Annotated in this window: 11 protein-coding genes; 8 read left to right on the forward strand and 3 right to left on the reverse strand. The window is 62.8% G+C overall.

Annotated features, from left to right (window positions below):
* Window positions 1-12: 12 nt before the first annotated feature.
* A complete protein-coding gene (locus BCF11_RS09505; protein ID WP_098494528.1) occupies window positions 13-861 on the forward strand; it encodes a pirin family protein in 849 nt (282 codons plus the stop codon).
* 58 nt (window positions 862-919) lie between these two features.
* On the opposite strand, the gene BCF11_RS09510 is transcribed toward BCF11_RS09505, so the two are convergent.
* Together BCF11_RS09510 and BCF11_RS09515 are read right to left on the reverse strand one after the other, a co-directional pair.
* The gene (locus BCF11_RS09510; protein WP_098494529.1) at window positions 920-2,308 is read right to left on the reverse strand and encodes an amidohydrolase; all 1,389 of its coding nucleotides are present in this window, start codon (window positions 2,306-2,308) and stop codon (window positions 920-922) included.
* Window positions 2,309-2,411: 103 nt separating this feature from the next.
* Entirely contained in the window at window positions 2,412-2,903 is a 492-nt protein-coding gene (locus BCF11_RS09515) for an Lrp/AsnC ligand binding domain-containing protein (protein ID WP_098494530.1), read from the reverse strand.
* 195 nt (window positions 2,904-3,098) lie between these two features.
* Between BCF11_RS09515 and BCF11_RS09520 the strand changes: the two genes are divergently transcribed.
* The 7 genes from BCF11_RS09520 to ettA all read left to right on the forward strand — a co-directional run bounded on the left by BCF11_RS09520 (window position 3,099) and on the right by ettA (window position 11,861).
* Entirely contained in the window at window positions 3,099-4,385 is a 1,287-nt protein-coding gene (locus tag BCF11_RS09520; RefSeq protein WP_098494531.1) for a D-amino acid dehydrogenase, read from the forward strand.
* A gap of 68 nt (window positions 4,386-4,453) precedes the next feature.
* The gene (gene alr / locus BCF11_RS09525; RefSeq protein WP_098494532.1) at window positions 4,454-5,560 is read left to right on the forward strand and encodes an alanine racemase; all 1,107 of its coding nucleotides are present in this window, start codon (window positions 4,454-4,456) and stop codon (window positions 5,558-5,560) included.
* Between the two features lie 101 nt (window positions 5,561-5,661).
* The gene (locus BCF11_RS09530; protein WP_098494533.1) at window positions 5,662-6,900 is read left to right on the forward strand and encodes an ArgE/DapE family deacylase; all 1,239 of its coding nucleotides are present in this window, start codon (window positions 5,662-5,664) and stop codon (window positions 6,898-6,900) included.
* 212 nt (window positions 6,901-7,112) lie between these two features.
* Window positions 7,113-8,348, forward strand: a complete 1,236-nt coding sequence (locus BCF11_RS09535) for a Bcr/CflA family multidrug efflux MFS transporter (RefSeq protein WP_098494534.1) — start codon at window positions 7,113-7,115, stop codon at window positions 8,346-8,348.
* Window positions 8,345-9,040 carry a diphthine--ammonia ligase gene (locus tag BCF11_RS09540; protein WP_098494535.1) on the forward strand — a complete coding sequence of 232 codons (696 nt, stop codon included), beginning with the start codon at window positions 8,345-8,347 and terminating at the stop codon, window positions 9,038-9,040. The genes BCF11_RS09535 and BCF11_RS09540 overlap by 4 nt, the downstream gene beginning before the upstream one ends.
* 148 nt (window positions 9,041-9,188) lie before the next feature.
* Window positions 9,189-10,079 carry an EamA family transporter RarD gene (gene rarD / locus BCF11_RS09545; RefSeq protein ID WP_098494536.1) on the forward strand — a complete coding sequence of 297 codons (891 nt, stop codon included), beginning with the start codon at window positions 9,189-9,191 and terminating at the stop codon, window positions 10,077-10,079.
* A 114-nt stretch (window positions 10,080-10,193) separates the two neighbouring features.
* On the forward strand, window positions 10,194-11,861 hold the full coding sequence (gene ettA / locus BCF11_RS09550; RefSeq protein WP_098494537.1) for an energy-dependent translational throttle protein EttA: 1,668 nt from the start codon (window positions 10,194-10,196) through the stop codon (window positions 11,859-11,861).
* Between the two features lie 65 nt (window positions 11,862-11,926).
* Here ettA and BCF11_RS09555 read toward each other — a convergent pair whose 3' ends face one another.
* The gene (locus BCF11_RS09555; RefSeq protein WP_098494538.1) at window positions 11,927-12,505 is read right to left on the reverse strand and encodes a DUF4337 domain-containing protein; all 579 of its coding nucleotides are present in this window, start codon (window positions 12,503-12,505) and stop codon (window positions 11,927-11,929) included.
* Between the last annotated feature and the right edge of the window lie 46 nt (window positions 12,506-12,551).

Genomic DNA, 12,551 nt, shown 5'->3' on the forward strand with positions numbered 1-12,551 from the left:
GGAACGGAGCAAATGATGAAATTCAATCGCCAACTCGAACGCCTGGTCACCGGCATCAACACCCAGGATGGCGCGGGTGTCAGCCTGGTGCGGGTCTTGACCAATGATCTGCAGCGCCGGCTGGATCCGTTCCTGATGCTGGACAATTTTCACTCGGACAAGCCGGAAGACTACCTGGCCGGCTTTCCCGACCATCCGCACCGCGGTTTTGAAACCGTCACCTACATGCTGGCAGGCCGCATGCGCCATCGCGACAACGCCGGCAACGAAGGCTTGCTGCAAGCCGGCGGCGTGCAGTGGATGACCGCCGGCAGCGGACTGGTGCATTCGGAACTACCGGAACAGGAAGACGGCCTGATGAGCGGCTTCCAGCTGTGGCTCAACCTGGCCTCGGGCGACAAGATGATCGCGCCCAGCTATCGCGACCTCCAGGCCGAGCAGATTCCGCAGGTATCGCCGCAGCCTGGCGTCAAGGTGAAAGTGATTGCCGGCGAGGCTTTCGGCACCGCCGGCGCAGTGCAACGGCCGCATACCGAGCCGCTCTACCTGGACGTGCAGCTGGAAGCCGGCCAGCAGCTGGATCTGCCGATCCCCGCCGGCCACAATGCCTTCCTGTATGTATACGAAGGCGGACTGCGCATCGGCACAGACAGCCGCAGCGCACCGGCAGGCCGCATGGCGATCCTGAGCAACGTTGCCGATGCAGCCGGCGTCAGCCTGCAGGCAGATGGCAACAGCCGCTTCCTGCTGATCGCCGGACGGCCGCTGAATGAACCGATTGCGCAGTGGGGGCCGTTCGTGATGAATACCCGCGAGCAGGTGGAACAGGCGATCCAGGATTTCCGGGATGGCCGGATGTAAGCAGCCGCGACGTCGTGCCGAAGCGGGTAAGGGCTCATGCCTTTACCCGCTTTTTTTTCTAGGGCATGAACGCGCGCTGATACTTGCCGGCTACCTGTTCCAGCAATGCCTGCAGCGCCGTTTGCGGATACCAGTTGCCGTTGGCCATGACGCCCAGCGGCGTGCGCAATGTCGCCAGGTCGTCCAGCGGATTTTTCTCCGAAAGAATCAAATCGGCGCGGCTGCCGACCTGGATCGTGCCGAACGCTTCGGCGTCGGGCAAAGACTGCCGGATCAGCTCACCCGGCACGCGGGTAGCGGCAGCGAGAACCTGGTAGCGGCTAAGACCAGCCTGCTCCAACTCCTGCAGGTCATCGTGCAGCGAATAGCCGGGCACCAGGCCGGGAATCGTCGGCGCGTCGGTGCCGGCAATCAGGGGCACGCCGGCGTCCGCCATCTGCTTGGTGAAAAGCCGCAGAAATGCGAGCCTGGCGCCAAGATCGCCCTGGCGCCGGGCATAGTCTTCGCCGCCCCATTGCAGCCGCCGGTCGGGCGCCAGGTAGCGCGCTTGCGGCATCTGCAGATAGCGCTCGACCACCGCCGGCTTGCCCCATTGCCGGGCAATCGTGGCGTAGGTGTTGAGATCGGCGGTAACGAAAGCATGGTTGCGTTTGACGAAGGCGATGGCCGCCGGAATTTCAGCGCTGTCCGGAGCAGCGTCGGCCGGCGCCGGTTTACCGTCCTGGCCGGGATGGAAGAATGTCGTGTACATGAACTCTTCCGCATGCGCCACCATAACCTGGCCGGCATCGAGCTGACGTTCCAGCCCGACCGCCGTGACGCCATGCCCGACCAGCGGCATGTGCTGCTTGCGGCCTTCATCCGCCAGCGCCGCGAAACTCTCGGGCGACAGATTGTTGTACACCTTGATGAAATCGTAGCCGTTGGTTTTCGCCAGCCCGACGACGGCGCGCGCCTGCTCCGCATTGCTGACCACGAAATGGCCGTAGCGGGGCGAACCGTCGACCTCGAAACTGGCATACACATGCGGCCCGGCGATCTTGCCGCGATTGACTTCAGGCCGGATCTGGGCGATGAAGCCGTTGGAAGCCTCGCCCATATTCAGCACCGTAGTGACGCCATTCGCCAGATAGACCTTGAGGTCGCCGCTGGTGTCCGAATGGGTATGCATGTCGGCCAGCCCTGGCGACAGGAATGCGCTGCCATGGCCGTCGACGATGCGGGCGCCGGCGGGAATCGGCAGCGCCGCGCCGATCGCGGTGATCTTGCCGTGCTCGACCAGCACCGTTTGTCCGGGCAAGACGCGCTCCGTCTCCATCGGCAGCAGATTAACGGCGACGAAGGCGGTGACCGCATTGTTCTCCGCGGCTGGCGGCGGCGCGGCTTGCGCCAGGACCTGCGCGCACAATAACAACAGGGGGGCTACGATGAGGATGGGCAATTTCAATTACGGTCTCCTTGGGCACGATGATGGTCGGCGTGAATATTTCTTACTGGAATTATTGTGCACCGGCATTCTAATCCATGCAGGGAAAACCGCTCAGCAGGCGCTACCTGCTTTCCAGCGACAAGGCCAGCGTCTCCTTGATCTCCTCCATCACCACATAGCTCTTGGACTGCGCCGCCCCCGGCAGCTGCAGCAGCATGTCGCCCAGCAGCTTGCGGTATTCCGCCATTTCCCGGATCCGCGCCTTGATCAGGTAATCGAAATCGCCGGACACCAGGTGGCATTCCAGCACTTCCGGAATGCGCAGCACTTCGCGGCGAAACTGCTCGAAGGCGTTGGCCGATTTCTGGTTCAGCGTAATCTCCACAAACACCAGCAGCTTGGCGCCGACCGCGGCCGGATTGATGCGCGCGTAATAGCCGTCGATGACGCCATCGCGCTCCATGCGCTTGACCCGTTCGATGCAGGGCGTGATCGACAGCCCGACCTGCTCGCCCAGGTCCTTCATCGACATGCGGCCGTCTTGCTGCAGCAGGCGCAGGATGTGGCGGTCCAGCTTGTCCAGGGCGCGGTTGGATTCCTTGTAGATTCTCATGACGGTTTTTCTTAAATTTTTAGTACTAATTACTGAATTTCTCGGTTTATACAGTAACAAATGCTGGGAAATTGCTAATAGCATAGCGCTTATTACTGCAAATCAAAAACAATTCATTACTACGCATTCCGTATCGCCAGCCCGCCGGATTTCCAGCGCGCAGTAAGATACGAACAGGCGTTACGGAGATTCAAGATGCGAGTACTTATCCTTGGCAGCGGCGTGGTGGGCGTCACCAGTGCTTATTACCTGGCGCGCGCCGGTCATGAAGTGACCGTGATCGACCGCCTGCCGGGCCCGGCGCAGGAAACCAGCTTCGCCAACGCCGGCCAGATCTCGCCCGGCTATGCCTCGCCCTGGGCCGCGCCCGGCATCCCGCTGAAAGCCCTGAAGTGGATGCTGCAAGAACACGCGCCGCTCTCCATCACTCCCGACGGCACCCTGTTCCAGCTGCGCTGGATGTGGCAGATGCTGCGCAACTGCAGCTCGGCCCGCTACGCCGTCAACAAGGAACGCATGGTGCGCCTGGCGGAATACAGCCGCGACTGCTTCAAGGTCTTGCGCGCCGATACCAACATCGCCTATGAAGGCCGGCAGCTCGGCACCATGCAGGTATTCCGCAGCCAGCAGCAGCTGGACGATGCCGCCAAGGATATCGAAGTATTGAAAGAAACCGGCGTGCCGTTCGAACTGCTGACGCCGGACCAGCTGGCGCAGGCCGAACCGGCGCTGGAAGCGGTCAAGCACAAGCTGAGCGGCGCCTTGCGCCTGCCCAACGATGAAACCGGCGATTGCCAGATGTTCACCACCAAACTGGCGCAAATGGCCGAGGAGCTGGGCGTACGTTTCCGCTACAACGTGCAGATCGACGCCCTGACCTTGTCCAACGGCGAAATCGCCGGCGTCCAGTGCGGCTCCGAGCACTTGCAGGCCGACAGCTATGTGGTGGCGCTGGGCGCCTACTCCACCGGCTTCCTCGGTTCGCTGGTGGACATCCCTGTGTATCCGCTGAAAGGCTATTCGATCACGGTACCGATCGTCGATGCCGAAGCGGCGCCGGTCTCCACCATTCTCGACGAAACCTACAAGATCGCCATCACCCGTTTCGACGACCGCATCCGGGTTGGCGGCATGGCTGAAATCGTCGGCTTCAACAAGACGCTCAAGCCGAAACGCCGCGCCACGCTGGAGATGGTGGTCAATGACCTGTTCCCGGGCGCCGGCAATACCGCCGCCGCCAGCTTCTGGACCGGCTTGCGGCCGATGACGCCAGACGGCACGCCGATCGTCGGCGCCACCCATATCCGCAACCTGTTCCTCAATACCGGCCACGGCACGCTAGGCTGGACCATGTCCTGCGGCTCGGCGCAGCTGCTGTCGGACCTGATTTCCGGCAAGCGGCCGGCGATCGCCGCGGATGACCTGGCGGTCGGCCGCTACAGCAAGGACTTCGGGCAAGCGGTGCATCCTGCCTATGCCTGAAACGCCCCTGGCCGGCGTGCAGCAAATGTGATCCACACAGTTTTTAAGCGATTTTTGAGCGAAACCCGATGAACCCACAAGCAGCACATGCCGGCGCGATCCTCACAGTCAACCTGGATGCGGTACGCAGCAACTACCGCCTGCTCAGGCAGCAGGCCGGCAAGGCCACCTGCGCCGCCGCCGTCAAGGCCAATGCCTACGGCCTCGGCGCCGACAAAGTCGGGCCGGCGCTGGCGGCGGAAGGCTGTCGCCACTTCTTCGTGGCGCATCTGGATGAAGGCATCGCACTGCGTCCGCACCTGCCCGCCACCGCCGAGATTTTCGTCCTGCATGGCGCGCCGCCCGGCACCGAACGCGAACTGATCGCCCACGGCCTGACGCCGGTGCTCAACAGCCTGCAGCAAATCGAAGCCTGGCATACGCTGGCGCAAACCCTGCAGCGGCCGCTGCCGGCGATTTTCCAGGTCGATACCGGCATGTCGCGCATGGGCTTGCCGGCGGCCGAAGCGGAAGCCTGGCTGGCCAATCCGGCCTTCATGGAAAGCATCCCGCCACTGTTCCTGATGAGCCACCTGGCCTGCGCCGAACACCAGGACCATCCGATGAACGCCAACCAGCTGGCGCGCTTCAAGAGCTGGCGCCAGCGCCTGCCGCAGGTCGCCGCCAGCCTGGCCAATTCTTCCGGCATCTTTCTCGGCCCCGACTACCAGTTCGACCTGGTGCGTCCAGGCGCGGCGCTGTACGGCATCGCGCCGGTGGCCGGCGCCGCCAACCCTTTGCAGCCGGTGGTGGCGCTGCACGGCCGCATCATCCAGAGCCGCACCATCCAGCGCGGCGACCACGTCGGCTACGGCATCAGCTATAGCGCCAGCGAAGAACGGCGGATCGCCACCGTCGGCGTCGGCTATGCCGACGGCTGGCTGCGCAGCATGAGCAACCGCGGCATCGCCTTCATCGACGGCCAGCCGGCGCCTATGGTCGGCACGGTTTCCATGGATTCGATCACCATCGATGTCAGCGGCATCGCCGCCGAGCGCGTGCAGGCCGGGGCCTTGGTGGAACTGATCGGTCCGCATCGTACGGTGGACGAGGTGGCGCGGCTGGCCGCCAGCATCGGCTATGAAATCCTGACCGACCTCGGGCGCCGCTATCACCGGGAATACATCGGCGGCTGACATGGCCCGCAGCGGGGGCAGAAAATCTGCCCACCGGTTTTCCCTCTCATGGCGCCAAAGTCGTAGAATCAAGTACTCCTGCAACTCTCCCCGCCGCCGCCATGACTAAAACAGCGTTATCCGCACAGCTCGCCAGCTGGATCGACAGCCACTTTGACGAAGAAGTCGGGTTCCTGCAAAAGATCGTCCGCATCCCCACCGACACCCCGCCCGGCAACAACGCGCCGCACGCCGACGCGGTGGCCGAACTGATGACGGCATGGGGTTGGCAGGCCGAGAAGCACCCGGTGCCGGCCGCCACCGTCAAGGACTACGGCATGGAGAGCATCACCAACCTGATCGTCCGTCGCAAATATGCCGGCGCCGGTCCGACGCTGGCGCTGAACGCCCATGGCGACGTGGTGCCGCCGGGCGAAGGCTGGAGCAAGCAACCGTACGGCGGCGAGATCGAAAACGACCGCATCTACGGCCGCGCCACCACAGTCTCCAAAGGCGATTTCGCCACCTATATTTTTGCGGTGCGAGCGCTGGAAGCGCTGGGCGTGCCGCTCAAGGGCGCGCTGGAACTGCACTTCACCTACGACGAAGAATTCGGCGGCTTGCTGGGACCTGCCTGGCTGCTCGAAAACCAGTTGACCAAACCGGACCTGGTGATCGGCCCCGGCTTCAGCTACAACGTCGTCACTGCCCATAACGCTTGCCTGCAGTTTGAAGTCACTGTGCATGGCAAGGCTACCCACGGCTCGATGCCGGAAACCGGCCACGATGCCTTGCAAGCCGCCACCAAGGTATTGCAGGCGATCTACGCCAAGCTGCCGGAGTTGAAAAAAATCAGTTCGGCGATTCCCGGCATCACCCATCCCACCATGATCGTCGGCCGCATCGACGGCGGCACCAACACCAATGTGGTGCCGGGCAAAGTGGTGCTGAAAATGGATCGGCGCATGATTCCGGAAGAAGATCCGGTCGCGGTCGAAGCCGAGGTGCGGGCCATGATAGCCGCCGCCGTCGACGGCTTGCCCGGCATCCGCGTCGAGATCAAACGCCTGCTGCTGGCGCGCGCATTGCGCCCCCTGCCCGGCCACGAAAAGCTGCTGGCCAGCGTGCAGGCGAATGCGCTGGCGGTGCTGGGCGAGGCGATCCCGGCCAACGGTTCGGCGCTCTACACCGACGCCCGGTTGTATGGCGAGCACGGCATTCCGGTGGTGCTGTACGGCGCCGGTCCGCGCACCCTGATGGAATCCAACGCCAAGCAGGCCGATGAAAACCTGGCGCTGGATGACTTGCGCAAGGCTACCAAGGTGATCGCCATGACGCTGCTGGATTTCCTGGCAGCATAAGCTGTAGCGGCCGGCGGCTGCGAAAAACGGCCGCCGCGCAGCACACGCCGGACCGCCGCCGGCAGAAAACCCTATGTTCCTGTAACATAAGCATTCGCTTGAGCGCCCAAAGCATTTATTTTGTGCAGCCTCCCGGCAGTTCCTGCCAGCGCATTCCACCCGCTTCAAATATTTAACCCGGCGCCGGCAACTGGCGCAACCCTAAGCATTCCATGACAAACACAACTGCAACTTCAGCACCGGAGAGATTTCTCCCGGGCTGGCTCTTATTGCTTGGCGCATTGACCGCCATTGGCTCGCTCTCCATCGACATGTATCTGCCGAGCTTCCCCACCATCGCGCAACAGTTCGGGGTCGGCAGCAACCTGGTGCAGCTGACCCTGGCCGCCTTCCTGGTCGGGCTGGCGGTCGGCCAGATGTTCTACGGACCGTTGAGCGACCGCTTCGGCCGCAAGCCGCCGCTGTATGTCGGCATGAGCTTGTACCTGCTGGGATCGCTCGCCTGCATGGTATCGCAGGACGTCACCGCGCTGATACTGTTCCGTTTCCTGCAAGGCCTGGGCGGCTGCGCCGGCATGGTGATCGGCCGCGCCGTGATCCGCGACCGTCTCGGCACCACCGGCGCCGCCAAAGCGTTCTCGCTGATGATGCTGGTAATGGGCTTGGCGCCTATCCTGGCGCCGCTGATCGGCGGCGCCGTGCTCAAGCTGTGGGGCTGGCGCGTGATCTTCGGCGGCCTGGCCGGCTTCGGCCTGTTCTGCCTGCTGGCGATCCACTACACCATGCAGGAAACGCTGGACCGCCACAAAGCCGATCCGCTGCACCTGGGCCGCACCCTGAAGCAATACGGCCGGCTGCTGCTGGACCGCCAGTTCGTCGCCTATAGCCTGGTCGGCGGCCTGATCCAGGGCGGCATGTTCGCCTACATCACCGGCTCGTCCTTTGTACTGATCGAACTGCACGGCATCAAGCCCGAGCATTTCGGCTTCGTCTTCGGCACCAATGCCTTCGGCTTGATCGCCGCGTCGCAAGTCAACGCCCGCCTGGTCGGCCGCTACTCGCTCGACACCATCCTCGGCCGCGCGCTGTGGATACCCGCAATGCTCAGCCTGAGCGTGGCGCTGCTGGTGGCCTGCGGCGTCAACAGCCTGCCGGTGCTGCTGCTCGGTTTCTTCGGTTTCCTCGCCAGCTACGGCTTCATCAGCCCGAACGCATCCGCCATCGCCTTGTCGCAACAGGGCAAGCAGGCCGGCGTGGCGTCGGCGCTGATGGGCACCCTGCAGTTCGCGCTCGGCATCACTTCCGGCATCAGCATGAGCCTGTGGCATGACGGCACGGCAGTGCCGCTGATGGTGGTGATGGCGATCTGCGGCGTCGGTGGTTTGCTGCTGCATCGCCTGGTGGCGCGGCCCGAGCATCAGCGCCTGATGCAGACGGCAAAAGCATGAGCGCAACAGTGGTGGCGCAGGCTGGCAGCGCACTGGTTTCATGGAGCGGCGGCAAGGATTCCTGCCTGGCGCTGTGGCGTGCGCGCCAGAGCGGGATGCAGATCGAGCGCCTGATCACCGCGCTCGATGAAAGCGGCCAGCGCGCCCGTTCGCATGGCGTGCCGCCGGCCTTGCTGCAAGCCCAGGCCGACGCGCTCGGCGTTGCGCTAGAGTTCTACAGCGCCAGCTGGCAGCAGTATGAAGAAAAATTCGTCGCCGCCTTGCGCGCCGCTCACAGCGACGGTGTGCGCCATGCTGTGTTCGGCGACATCGACCTGCAGGCGCATCGCGAGTGGGAAGAAAAGGTCTGCGCGCAGGCCGGCCTGCAAGCTTGCCTGCCCTTGTGGCTGCAACCGCGCCGGCAGCTGGTGGATGAATTCCTGGCGCTCGGTTTCAAGGCGGTGGTGGTCTGCATCAACGGCAATTACCTGCCGCAGGAATTCTGCGGCCGTGAATTCGATGCCGCCTTCCTGGCTGATCTGCCGGCCGGGGTCGATGCCTGCGGCGAGAACGGCGAATTCCATACCTTCGTCTACGACGGCCCGGCGTTTGCCCATGCGGTGCCGTTCCAGCGCACCCGCATCAGCCCCTACCAGGCGCCGCCGGAACTGGGGTCGACCATATTTTATTTTCAGGAGCTGGCGGCAATCTGAAGCATCTTTATCGATCAGGGCTAGCGTTGCAGCCGTGCGCCTGCCCGATATTGCGTAAAATGCCATATGCCGTCCGTTCACAGCGCGTCGCAGACAGATGCCAATAAAATAATACCTGCGCCGCCCCTCACTCTAGATCGATCACACCATGCAAGCAGGAATGCTCTACGCCATCGCCTCCTATGTCCTGTGGGGCTTGTTTCCGATTTATTTCAAGGCGCTGGAAGCAGAGGTTCCGCCGGTCGATATCGTCGCCCACCGCATCTTCTGGTCCTTCCTGTTCCTGATGATCGTGCTGACCGTGCGCAAGCAGTGGGCCTGGGTCGGGCCAATGCTGCGCCAGCCGCGTGTGATCGGCGGCTTCGTCGCCAGCGCCCTGCTGCTGACCGCCAACTGGACCACTTATATCTGGGCGGTTAACAATAACCACATCGTCGAAGCCAGCCTGGGTTACTTCATCAACCCGATGGTCAGCGTCGCGCTCGGCCTGGTGTTCCTGCACGAACGGCCGCGGCCGCTGCAATGGCTGGCGATCGCCATCGCCGCCGGCGCCGTGCTGTGGCTGACCTGGCAGGCCGGCCATCCGCCCTGGATCGCGCTGACGCTGGCCGTGACCTTCGGCGGCTACGGCTTGCTGCGCAAGACCGCCAGCCTCGGCGCACTGCCCGGCCTGGCGCTGGAAACCGCGCTGGTGCTGCCGCTGGCGCTGGCCTTCCTGGCGTATACCTCGCTGCAAGGCCACAACACCTTCAGTAGCGCCTCGACCTCCACCAAGTGGCTGCTGGCGGCGGCCGGACCGATTACCTCTATCCCCTTGCTGATGTTCGCCGCCGGCGCCCGCCGCATTCCCTTGTCGCTGGTCGGCGTGCTGCAATACATCACGCCTTCGCTGCAATTGCTGTTCGGCGTCTGGCTCTACGGCGAACAGCTGGATGGCGACCGCCTCAACGGTTTTATCGTCATCTGGTGCGCTTTGGCGCTGTATTCGGCCGAGGGATTGTGGCGTACGTTTAAAATACGCCCAGGCGCATCGGCTTGATGGATTGGCTTAACAACTCGTCAACCTCGCGCGCATAGGTTATTCTTGGCAGTTCCGGCCCGCTAGCACGGGCCGCTCTATTCACCGCATTACTTTTTATTATCACTGCTCCTCATGGCCCAATACGTCTACACAATGAACAAGGTCGGCAAGATCGTGCCGCCAAAACGCCAGATCCTGAAAGATATTTCGCTGTCGTTCTTCCCCGGCGCCAAGATCGGCGTGCTGGGCCTGAACGGTTCCGGCAAATCGACCCTGCTGAAAATCATGGCTGGCATCGACAAGGATATCCAGGGCGAAGCAGTCCCGATGCCGGGCCTGAACATCGGCTACCTGCCACAGGAACCGCAGCTCGATCCGGAGCAGACCGTGCGCCAGGCCGTCGAAGGCGGACTGGGCGAAGCATTTGAAGCGCAAGCCAAGCTGGACGCGGTGTACGCCGCCTATGCGGACGAGAATGCCGACTTCGACGCGCTGGCAGCTGAACAGGCGCGGCTGGAAGACATCCTGGCCACCGCCGGCGACGGCAATCTCGACTTGCAGCTGGAAATGGCCGCCGACGCCTTGCGCCTGCCGCCATGGGACGCCAAGATCGGTGTTTTATCTGGTGGTGAAAAACGGCGCGTGGCGCTGTGCCGCCTGCTGCTGTCGAAACCGGACATGCTGCTGCTGGACGAGCCGACCAACCATCTAGACGCCGAATCGGTGGACTGGCTGGAGCAGTTCCTGCAACGCTTCCCTGGCACCGTGGTCGGCATCACCCATGACCGCTACTTCCTCGACAACGCCGCCGAATGGATCCTGGAACTGGACCGCGGCCACGGCATCCCGTGGAAGGGCAACTACAGCTCATGGCTGGAACAGAAGGGCGACCGCCTGAAGCAGGAAGAAGCGACAGAGTCCTCACGGCAGAAAACCATCGCCAAGGAACTGGAATGGGTACGCCAGAATCCCAAGGGCCGCCAGGCCAAGAGCAAGGCGCGCCTGGCCCGCTTCAATGAGCTGAGCGAACACGAATACCAGAAGCGCAACGAGACCCAGGAAATCTTCATCCCGGTGGCCGAGCGCCTGGGCAATGAAGTGATCGAATTCAAGAATGTCACGAAATCGTTCGGCGACCGCATGTTGATCGATAACCTCAGCTTCCGCATCCCGGCTGGCGCCATCGTCGGCATCATCGGCCCGAACGGCGCCGGTAAATCGACCTTGTTCAAGATGATCACCGGCAAGGAACAGCCGGACAGCGGCGAAGTGGTGCTTGGCACCACCGCCCGCGTCTCCATCGTCGACCAGTCGCGCGACTCGCTGTCGGACCAGAAAACCGTGTTCGAAGACGTCTCCGGCGGCGCCGACATCCTCACCGTCGGCCGCTTTGAAATGCCGTCGCGCGCCTACCTGGGCCGCTTCAACTTCAAGGGTGGCGACCAGCAAAAGATTGTCGGCAACCTGTCCGGCGGTGAACGCGGCCGCCTGCATCTGGCCAAGACCCTGCTACAGGGCGGCAACGTGTTGCTGCTGGATGAACCGTCCAACGACCTCGACGTGGAAACCTTGCGCGCGCTGGAAGACGCCTTGCTGGAATTCGCCGGCAGCGTGATGGTGATCAGCCATGACCGCTGGTTCCTGGACCGCATCGCCACGCACATCCTGGCCTTCGAAGGCGAATCGCAGGTATCGTTCTTCGACGGCAACTACCAGGAATACGAAGCCGACAAGCGCAAGCGCCTGGGTGAAGAAGGCGCCAAGCCTAAGCGCATCCGCTACAAGCCTGTGACGCGCTAATAGATGTAAAACAAAAAGGGGAAGCACAATGTGCTTCCCCTTTTGTTATCTGCAGCGTTTAAGCATTAAATATGCTGCCAGGCCAGGATGCCCAGCACCACGCTGACTCCCGCCGCGCCGTAGGCCACCTTCTTCAGCCATTCCTTGCGTGTCAGCAGCGTGATCGCCGCCAGCGAAATCGCGATCTGGATCGCCGTCATCGCCTGCGCCCAGCGGTGATGCTGGTGCAAGACCTGCTCCGACTTCTCATCCCAGGCACTAGCCTCTTCTTCCAGCTCCTGCGCCTTCTTTTGCACCACTTCTTTTTCGCCCTTGTAGCGCGCCGCCTCGGCTGCGTAGTGCGCCGCGTCGACGCCCGGAATATGGGTCGCCAGTTCGGCCAGGTTCTGCCGGCTGGATTTCGCCTGGTAGTAGTTCCACTGATTGGACGCTTCGGTTTTCTTGATGGCGGCGTTGTTCTTGTTCATCGCCGCCTCGCTCTCGGTGGAACCGGCCTGGTAACTGAACATGGCGCCGACGGTTGCCATGATGGCGGTCATCACGGCGATCTTGCCGGCGAAATTGTCGCCGCTGCCGTGGGCGTGCTCGGTGACGTGTTCCAGGTGGTGTTCGTGCGGGCTGGGGACTTCGAATTCTTCGGACATGGCTCTGTTTGTTAGATATGAATGGATTAGCGTGCGATGATGAAGA

Source organism: Collimonas sp. PA-H2, assembly GCF_002564105.1.
GTDB lineage: Bacteria > Pseudomonadota > Gammaproteobacteria > Burkholderiales > Burkholderiaceae_D > Collimonas.

Excerpts from the sequence above, each read along its gene's own strand:
- BCF11_RS09505 (WP_098494528.1), top strand. The coding sequence starts at position 13 with ATGATGAAATTCAATCGCCAACTCGAACGCCTGGTCACCGGCATCAAC.
- alr (WP_098494532.1), top strand. The coding sequence starts at position 4,454 with ATGAACCCACAAGCAGCACATGCCGGCGCGATCCTCACAGTCAACCTG.
- BCF11_RS09555 (WP_098494538.1), bottom strand. The coding sequence starts at position 12,505 with ATGTCCGAAGAATTCGAAGTCCCCAGCCCGCACGAACACCACCTGGAA.
- BCF11_RS09520 (WP_098494531.1), top strand. The coding sequence starts at position 3,099 with ATGCGAGTACTTATCCTTGGCAGCGGCGTGGTGGGCGTCACCAGTGCT.
- BCF11_RS09515 (WP_098494530.1), bottom strand. The coding sequence starts at position 2,903 with ATGAGAATCTACAAGGAATCCAACCGCGCCCTGGACAAGCTGGACCGC.
- rarD (WP_098494536.1), top strand. The coding sequence starts at position 9,189 with ATGCAAGCAGGAATGCTCTACGCCATCGCCTCCTATGTCCTGTGGGGC.
- BCF11_RS09535 (WP_098494534.1), top strand. The coding sequence starts at position 7,113 with ATGACAAACACAACTGCAACTTCAGCACCGGAGAGATTTCTCCCGGGC.
- BCF11_RS09540 (WP_098494535.1), top strand. The coding sequence starts at position 8,345 with ATGAGCGCAACAGTGGTGGCGCAGGCTGGCAGCGCACTGGTTTCATGG.
- BCF11_RS09530 (WP_098494533.1), top strand. The coding sequence starts at position 5,662 with ATGACTAAAACAGCGTTATCCGCACAGCTCGCCAGCTGGATCGACAGC.
- ettA (WP_098494537.1), top strand. The coding sequence starts at position 10,194 with ATGGCCCAATACGTCTACACAATGAACAAGGTCGGCAAGATCGTGCCG.